This window comes from Nonomuraea sp. NPDC049158, assembly GCF_040648335.1.
Lineage (GTDB): Bacteria > Actinomycetota > Actinomycetes > Streptosporangiales > Streptosporangiaceae > Nonomuraea.
Window position 1 is genome coordinate 52,708 of record NZ_JBEZDM010000051.1, and the last position, 9,134, is coordinate 61,841.

4 protein-coding genes are annotated in these 9,134 nt (G+C 71.3%); 3 read left to right on the forward strand and 1 reads right to left on the reverse strand.

The genetic code is table 11. The features are described 5' to 3' along the window. The first annotated feature begins 66 nt into the window (after positions 1-66). Both AB0B61_RS52510 and AB0B61_RS52515 read left to right on the forward strand, forming a co-directional pair. A complete protein-coding gene (locus tag AB0B61_RS52510) occupies positions 67-1,050 on the forward strand; it encodes an endonuclease/exonuclease/phosphatase family protein (protein WP_358448972.1) in 984 nt (327 codons plus the stop codon). A 288-nt stretch (positions 1,051-1,338) separates the two neighbouring features. Beyond that, positions 1,339-2,955 carry a phospholipase A2 gene (locus AB0B61_RS52515; RefSeq protein ID WP_358448960.1) on the forward strand — a complete coding sequence of 539 codons (1,617 nt, stop codon included), beginning with the start codon at positions 1,339-1,341 and terminating at the stop codon, positions 2,953-2,955. A gap of 71 nt (positions 2,956-3,026) precedes the next feature. On the opposite strand, the gene AB0B61_RS52520 is transcribed toward AB0B61_RS52515, so the two are convergent. After that, a complete protein-coding gene (locus AB0B61_RS52520) occupies positions 3,027-7,883 on the reverse strand; it encodes a DUF4132 domain-containing protein (protein WP_358448962.1) in 4,857 nt (1,618 codons plus the stop codon). A gap of 280 nt (positions 7,884-8,163) precedes the next feature. Here AB0B61_RS52520 and AB0B61_RS52525 point away from each other — a divergent pair, with 280 nt between their 5' ends. Next, entirely contained in the window at positions 8,164-9,048 is an 885-nt protein-coding gene (locus AB0B61_RS52525; protein ID WP_358448964.1) for a cytochrome P450, read from the forward strand. Positions 9,049-9,134: the final 86 nt, after the last annotated feature.

Below are 9,134 nucleotides of genomic sequence, written 5' to 3' on the forward strand. Positions count from 1 at the left end.
GGAAGTACGGGCCGCCCCGTCATCATCTGAATTTAAGAATGGCCACCTACATTCGTGGCTGTGCTCATGGACAAGACGACCGGCGTTTCGCCGGTGGCCCAGCCGCCGCGACGACACCGAGGAACGTGGCCGGCCGTGGGGGTCGCGGTGCTGTTCGCGGCCGGAACGGCCGTGCGGCTGGGCGGTCTGGAGGCCGGGGCCCTGCTGGTGCCGCTGGTCTCCTTCACGCCCTACTTCGCGGTCGCGTCACTGGTCGTGCTGGGGGTGGTGATCAGCGCGCGGAACAGGGTCGCGATCGCGATCATGCTGGCGGTGTGCCTGTGCCTCGCCGCGTGCGTGGTGCCGCGAGCGGTCGGCGGTACGGTCTCCGCCGCGGGGCGGCCGTTGCGCGTGCTGACCGCGAACCTCAACGGCGGGCGCGCGGAAGCCCAGCCGGTCGTCGATCTGGTACGCAGGCTGAACGTGGACGTGCTCAGCCTGCAGGAGCTGACCTGGGCGGAACGTGACCGGCTGGAAGCGGCCGGGCTGGCGAAGCTGCTGCCGTACCAGGTGGTCGAGCCGGAGATGTGGGGGGCGGATGGCAGCGGCTTGTACGCACGCCATCCCCTGCGCGAGCGGACGGGACTGTTCCAACCGGTCGGGCACCACATGCCCGTGGCGGAGGTGGCGTTGCCGGGCGGCGCGGCGGTCGAGGTCGTGGTCGTGCATCCGGTGGCGCCGGTGCCCTCCACGGTGGCCGAGTGGGAGGCCGGGGTCGCCACGTTGCCGCCGCCCGCGGCCACCGGCGCGCCACGGATCCTGGCGGGCGACTTCAACGCCACGGTGGACCATGCCGTGTTCCGGCGCCTGCTGGCCACCGGCTATACGGACGCGGCGGCCTCCACGGGGCATGGTCTGGCGCCCACCTGGTCGGTGCGCAGGGTGCTGCCGTTGGTGACCATCGACCACGTGCTCACGGACAGCCGTGCGGGGGCGGCCGACGTGCACGTGTACGACGTTCCCGGATCGGACCACCGGGCCGTCTTCGCCGACCTGCGGATTCAGCCGTAGAAATCGCGTTACGTTGTTTGAACAGGCGCGCGGCTTACCGTTTTACATTACACAAAGCATTATCAGCGAAGGCGCCATACAATCACCACATTTCCGCCACACAGGCAGCCCCACCTGCGTTTATGCATATTGCCGATCGCCGGAGCGCTTTACCGGAAACCGCCTTCCAGGCGTGGCTTCGTACGTGATTTGAACATCGACTCAAACATCTGTCCAGACCCTTGTTGAGCGACTTTCCATCATTTACCGTCCAGGGGATCAATTCGCGCTCTTCATGAGGAGGACCGGTTGCGTCGATTAACATTCACGGTCGCCGTCGCGGCAGTGCTGCTCCCCCTGCTCTCCCCGACGGCGTCCGCCGTCGCCACCGCCACCAGCGCCACCAATGAGGCGGACCCGGACAACGTCCAGCAGGTCGGTCCGGGGCTGTACTTCACCGACACCGACACCTTCAAGATCAGCGACACCGACGTGCCGGCCGGGGCGATCGGCCGCTCGCACGGCGTGGCCACCGGAGGCGGTGACCTGGCCCGACCGCAGTCGGCCCTGGCCTCCCGCCCTGAGATGGCGGTGTTCGGGCCCGGCTGGACGGCGGAGTTCCTCGGCGGGATGGTCGACCGGAAACTGGAGACCCAGAACGGCGCCATCGTCGTCACCGAACTCGACGGCGGCACCACCGCCCGCTACGACCTCAAGAGCAGCATCTCCTTCCCCGACGGCGGCGGCGTCCAGCGGTACGAGAGCACCGACGGCTCCAAGATCACCGAAACGACCCGGTGGGACGCCACCGCCGGAGCGATGCGTACCTCCATCACCGAAACCATCGCGATGGACAAGGGCGCCACGGAGGCCGGCGACGACACCTTTACCCAGAGCAACGCCGACCTCAGCCTGACCTACACCTGGAACAAGATCGACGGCCTCCAGGGCACCGACACCTGGCGCGCGACCAGCACCGGCAACACCGCCTACGGCACCTCATCGGTGACCTACGACCCCCAGGGCCGCATCAGCACCATCAAGGAACCGGCCGGCGGCGAAACCCCCGAGGAAACCCTCACCATCCACTACGCCACCACGACCACGGCCACCAGCGCCTCCTTCGGCGACTTCGCGGGCCGGCTCAAAGACATCACCCTCACCTCCGGCTCGTCCACCCCGCAGACCGTGGCCCAGTACGGATACGACCCCAACGGTCTGCTGCGCACCGTGGCCGACCCTGGCCTGAGCAGTTCCCCCGCCTCCACCTATGGCTACGACCAGCTCGGCCGCCTGACCTCCATCGACTCCCCCACCGACGGCAGCTGGCAACTGGCCTTCGCCAACGGCACCGCCGCCCCCACCGCGACCGCCACGGGCACCGCCCAGCCCACCCCCGGCGACCCGATGCAAGGCGCGACCGGCATCAACGACCCCAACGCCACCGAGCCGTCCCCGGGCGACTTCCTGCCCGGCGACATCTCCAACCCCCAGGCGTACCCGTCGTACTGCAACGACGCCTGGAAGTGGCTGTACTACCAGCGGGCCGGCTGTTCGTCCTGGGTCGCGCACAATGGCTGGCACAAGCCGCTGTGGAAGAAGCTCCCCAGCAAGCGTTATGTCGTCGGCATCACCTTCGACCACTGCACCAACGCCCCCGACCGGCCGGCCGGCTTCGACTTCCGGCCCGCCTGTGACATGCACGACTACGGGTACGGCCTGATCGGCAACACCTACAAGCACTACAAGTACTACCTCGACAGGTACCGCAAGTCCCAGGTGGACGACGTCTTCTACAGCACGCTCAAGAACTGGACCTGCAACGCCTACTTCATCCTTGTCCGCCCTGTCTGCAGGAGATGGGCCTTCATCTACCGCCAAGGGGTGCGCCTCGGCAACCCCAAGAACGGCGCCGACAAGACCTGACCCCGGAGCACAGGGCCGGCCGGATGGCGTGATCACTCGCGCGCCATCCGGCCTCCTTTCGTTCAGCACGGTCAGGGAGTGGGTTCGCGGGCCGCGGCCTCCAGTGGCTCGGACGAACGGAGGAAGCGCAGGTCCTCCATGACCAGGGCGGCATCGGTGGCGCCGCCGCGGCGGAGGGCCGGGGCCAGCGCGTCCAGGTCGGACCAGCGGGACGGGCGGAGGTGGACCCGGTAGCCGTCCCCGGCGGGCTCCAGGGTGAGGGCTTCGCCGATGGCGAGCCTGCTGTCCGGGAGGTGGGCCGCGGTCGCTCCGGCGGCTCGTTCCAGGGCGGTGACCGAGGTGACCCCGGCGGCGATGGGCAGGGTCGTGTCCGGGCTGGTGACGTGTTCGTGCAGGCCACGCAGGCGGGCGGCGGCGGTCGTACGGGCGGGGTGGTCCTTGGGCAGGCGGTCGGCCAGGAGCCTCGCAGCGCGGGCGATGTGACCCAGCGGCGGTACGGACGGACGCTCGCCGAGCAGGGCGATCACCGCCTCCAGGGCGTCCTCGGCGCCGGAGGCGAGGGTGACCCACTGCTCGGTGGTGAGCGGGGTGAGCCTCGGGTGGCGTTCCGTCCAGTATGCGACCGCCCGGTCCAGGTCGGGGCCCGTACGCCAGAGGTCGGCGGGATCGTCGGCCATGAGCAGCTCGACGACTTCGACGGCCTCGTCGGTGGTGGTGAGCGCCTCCAGGGAGAGCGCGGCGATGCGCAGTTCGATCTCGGTCAGGTCGAGTTCACGGGCGCGGGCGGCGTCGCCCTCGCCGAAGGCGGCGACGCGGCCCCGCGCCCAGCCGTCCGGCCAGGAGAGCGTGCGGGCCGAGGTGGACAGCAGGATCAGGCACTGGGCCGGTGACAGGCCGGTGGCCTCGGCGAACGCCCGTACGGTCGCCTCCCGGTCCACGGGCGGCGGGCCGTTCTCGGCGATCAGGTCGAGCGCCCGCCGCAACCGGTCCGGGTCGCCCCAGCCCCGGCAGGTCCGCAGCTCGACGACGCGATTGCGGGTGAACAGGAGCGGGTCGGGGCCGTCCGGGGTGTGGAGGAGCGCCGTGACCGCGTACCCGTGCCCCACCTGCTCGTAGTCGGCGACGGCGGCGGCCGCGATGGGGCCGTGGCCCGAGCGGATCTGCCCGAGGTCGTACTCCGGGCGCAGCCGGGCGACGTGCCAGGTGCCGTCGGTACGGAGGAGTTCGGGGACGGCGGCCAGTTCCAGAAGGTGCGCGCGCCCGCCGCCGTCGCCCCACGCGGCCTTCAGGACGGCGGCGCCGAGGCGGCCCAGCGTGTTCTCGACCCCCTCGACGGCGGAGGCGTCGAATAGCGCGATCTTTTTGTCGTACGGCACATCGACGGCGGCACGGGCGAAGTGGACGATCCTCTCGTACGCGGACTCAGGCCCCGGATCGTCCGGCTCGGGGGACTTCTCGGACTGGACAGCGGGTGCCACGGAGGCGGGCGCCGGGCGCAGATGGGGCGGCGGGGTCAGCGCCAGGCGTTCCAGCAGGGCGAACGCGCGCTCGCGGCATTCGACGGCCGTCCACACCAGGAACGTGACGCCCCTCAAGAGCGACTCGTCGGTGATCTCCGGCAGGAGCGGGCGGAGCCGTCCCGCCAGCTCGTCGCGGGCGGCGGCCTTCTCCGAGTACCTGCTCTCGGGGTCCAGCACCCGCATGAGGTCGGCGGCGAGCGCGGCGTCCGCGACGTCGATCAGGGCCTGCGCCTGCTTCTCGTCGACGGCGCGCAGCGCCCTGGATCCTTCGGGATCGCGCGGCCGCATCGCCGACCACCGGCCGGGCGGCGCGACCAGGCGGGTCCCGGACGCGTAGCGGTGGTGCTCGACCGTGCTGATGTTCTCGGCGCCGTCGTGCTCGGGCACCCTGCTCCAGCCGCGGACGTAGCGGCCGATGGTCCGCCCGGCCGGGTCCCGCAGCTCGATGATCCGGCCCTGGCCGCGCCACACGGTGGCCTCGGCGCCACCGGGGAAGACGACTCGTTCGCCGTCGGCCGGTACGACACGGCGGGCGGCGGGGTGCGCGCTGCCGTGCGGGCAGTGCGGGCCGCCGTGGTCCAGTACGGTCACCCGGCCGTTCACGGCGATCAGGCAGCGGTCGAACAGGTCGCGCGCCTCGGTCCGTTCGTGGGACCGGTGGGAGATGTCCTCGTACGTTCCGAAACCGTGTGATGAGCCGACCCCATCCGGTGTGACGAGGGAGGCGCGGAACTTGTGCTCCCAGAGCCGGCCGGACTCGATCAGGAGCAGATCGGTGCCGCTCTCCTCCAGGTAGTCGGTGATGGTGTAGACGTGGCCGGGGACGAAGGCGGGCAACTCCAGTTCGTCGAGGACGCCGCCGCTCAGCGTGGCGGCGAGGGCCCGGGCCGGGTCCGTCCCGGTCGCGATCGTCCGGACGCTGTCCAGGAGGGGGCCGGGGACTCCGGCGATGGTGAACCGTTCGGCGTCGCACAGGGCGGCGTGCGCGTCCGGAAGCCCTTGACCGGGAACCCGCTCGGCATGCTCGGCCAGGATCGCGGCGACGATCCGCGCCGTTCCCGGTGTCGCGGTCAGGGCCCGTACGGTCTCGGGGGCGGTCTGCTTCGGGACGGCGGGCTCGGTGACGTTGAGCTGGTTGGTCACGTTGCCCACGATCGCGTCGCGCAGCAGCGGAGCCCAGTCCGGGTCGGCGGCGACGGCTGCCAGGTCGGTGCCCGCTCCGCAGGCGAGCCGGTCGTACAGCTTGAACGTGTGCAGCAGCCGGGGCCGCGCGAGCGGGACGCCGCGGTCCAGGAGGAGATCGAGGAGCGGGAGGTCGGCGGCGGTCTCCTCCCAGCGGTTGACCTCGTCCTCGTCCACTCCCAGTACCGCCTCATGGTCGTCGCAGGTGAGGCCCGCCGCGCGCAGCCGCGTACCGGCGTCGTGCAGGAGGTCGCCGAGACCGGCGACCGGGAGTGCGAGCCCCGCGTACAGCTTCAGGAAGCGGCCGAGCCAATCCTTCACCACCGCCCCGGGCACCATGCTGAACGGGGCGGAAAGGCCCGCGCCCGCGAGATTGCCGAGCAGGAGCGACACCGCCGCGCTCTTCGCCGTGGGGGTGTCCTTGGCGGGCAGCGGCAGGATGCCGAGGAGCGTGCGGCCGATGCCCGCGTCCGCCTGCGCCATCGGGCCGAGCAACGGGAGCACGAACGTCCAGAGGGCCGGCGGTGCCGACTCCATGCAGCCGCTCTCCAGCAGGGCCCGTAGGGCGCGTTCGTCCTCGGGCCCGCCGAGCGCGTGCCCGGCGGCCTTCGCCAGCGCCGCCCAGCCATCGGCCAGGGCCAGCGCGCCGTCCGCGCCGTCCGGGACTTCCTCGCACCACTCGGTGAGCAGGCCGCGGTGCCAGCGGTACGCGCCGGGGGCGGGATGGCGGGCGGCGAGCCGCTTGCCATGCTTCTTGAGCGTGGCCGTTCCGGCGGCGTCCGCTCCCGCGGCGAGGTGCGCCGCGACGAGCGCGGCCTCGTCGACCGGCAGCGCGTGCGCGTCCTCGGCGGCGCGGGCCTTCTCGAAGAAGGCGGCGGCGAACCGGGCGCTGCCCGCGGCGGCCAGGATCCGCGCGCACTCCTCGTAGAACGGCGGCAGCAGCTCGCGCGCGTGCGTCTCCAGGTCGTCGCCGGTACGGGTGAGCGCGGTGCGCGCGAGGCCGGGCTTGCGCGCGGCCAGGCCGCGGGCGGCCCGCAGGTCGGTGTGCGCGGTCAGGATGCGGGCGCGGTGCGCCGGATACCGGTGCAGGGCGGACGCGAGGAAGCCGAGCGGGCCCGCGTGCACGGTGCCGACGCCGGTCTCCGCCACCGGGTCCAGGTCGTACAGCGACTTCTCGGCCTTGTCGCCGTCGACGGCCGCGCGCCGGACGAGTTCGACGACCGGCTCGTCCAGGACGGAGTGCTCGTAGCGGACGGCGACGCACCTGTCCTCGCCGGAGCCGGCGGGCGGGCCCGGCAGCACCGCCCCGGCACGCAGCAGCACGTCGCGCGTCGGGTCGACGATGCCGGAGGGCACCACGGTGCCGGGCTCGCCATGGTGGGCGTCACAGTAGTGCGCGTACGCCTCGGCTGCCTCCACCACCGGCTCCGTCTCGTCCACGGTGCGGTCCGCGTACAGAGCCATGAGAATGCGGACGCCCTCGGACCAGGCGATGTCGCCGATCTCCCGGCCGCCCGCGGCGAAGCTCAGCCCCGACATGTAGGCCGGGCTCATCGGCCCGCTCCAGTGCAGGTCGATCTCGATGCCGAGCGGCTCGGGCGCGTGCACGGTGAACCGTGCCCTGTCCCCCCTGATACGCCCGCCCAGCTCGTGCACGCGGCGCTCGAACGCGGCGCCGCTCTCGTAGTGGGCGCTCATGTATCCGAACGTGTCGACCAAGCCGAACGTACGGTCCATACTCGCGGGGCGCGTCCACACCTCGCGGCGTACCTGCTCAACAACCTGCGTGAGGTTCCGTCCTCGCCAGATGGGCAGCTCGTCGCCGAGCAGCAGCGGATGCGGGATCGCGAAGGCGTCCGCGCCCGTCCACGCGCCCTCGCGCAGGAGCGTGCGGCGGGCGAGGTCGGGCGTGCCGCCGACGATCGGGGCGATGATCAGGTCGGTGAGCGTCTCGCGCCACACCGGATCGTCCCACACGGCCGCGAACACCGCGGCCGAGATGGGCAGCGACCGCACCATCCAGGACTCGACCTGGTCGTGCACCGCCCGCGCGTGCTCGCCGAGCCGGTCGCAGAGGGCGGCGAGCCGTACCGCGATCGGATCCTTCCTGACGTTGGCGGGCACCTTGGCCAGCACGCCGCCCGCGGCCGTCCGGCAGGCGAGCACCGGCCGCCGCGTCCCCTCGACGGTGAGCTCGTGGCCCGTCGCGATCCCGATCCATCCCATGGCGCCATTCTTGATCATCCCTAGGACATTTGGCGGGAAACGGATGATCTACCCGCAGCGACAACGGATACCTGGCGCGCGTTCGTGGACGCCGATCAGGGATTGACCGGGTGGAAAACATGATTCATAGTCACATTATCCCGCTCGATCAGGAAGGATGGTGAGACAGCGCCGTGCGACTGTTACGTCATGTGGCTGCCCGCCTCGTCGGCAAGGCTCGAGTCAGCGGTAGATACGTCTACTGGCCGTACCACCACGGTAAGTAAGTAAGCCCAGCCAGTTGGACACGGCACGCCCACCAGGGCCTCGCGGTCACTGGCTGATGGGCAATGTGGTCGACTACGACAGGGACCGCATCTCTTTTCTCCGTCGCCATCATCGTGACTACGGCGACGTGTTCTCCTTCGACGACCGGGTCGTCTTCACCATCGACCCGCGGCTCACCCACCAGGTTCTGACCGCCACCAACCGCGACTACGTCACGGAGTTGGCACCGTTCGCCGGCTCGTCGGCGCTGCACGGCGCCGGCGAGATGATCAACCCGTGGATGGGGGCGCGCCGCGTGGTGCGCCCCGCTCTGGGCGATGACGCGGTCGCGGGCCTGGACCGCCGGATCGTCGCGATCCTGGACGCCGTACTCGACGCGACGGCGGGCCGTACTGTCGACGTGCTGCCGGTCATGCTCGACTTCGCCGGGCAGGTCGCGGCCGATCTCTGCCTGGGCGAGGACGCGGCGGGCATCCCCGAGTTGCTCGCGGCCAACCACGCGGCGTTGCTCCCGTTCGAGAACGCCGGCTTCCAGCTTCCCGCGTGGATACCCTCGCCGCGCAACCGCCGGTTCTTCCGCGTCCACCGCCGCACGGTCGAGACGCTGACCCGGCTGGTCTCCGCCAGACGCGCCGAGCCCGCCCGGCGACAGCATCAGGACCTCCTCGACGTCCTGCTCGGGACCCTGCACGGCTCCCATCCGGCGATGACCGAGCGCCCAGCGACGACCGAGGGCTCAGCTATCACCGCGGCGATGAGCGACAAGTCGGTGGTGACCACCCTGTGGAGCGTTCTGGTCGGTGGGCACGGCGTACCCGCTGCCGCGTTGACCTCCATAGTCCGCGAGCTCGCGATCCGCCCGCGTCTGGCCGCCGCCCTCGCGGCGGAGCCCAGCTGATCGCCTACTTCCACATGTGGCACCCCGGTCGGCCCGCCGCGCAGCAGTGCGAGGGCTGCACCTTCAGCACCTCCCACGTCACCGAG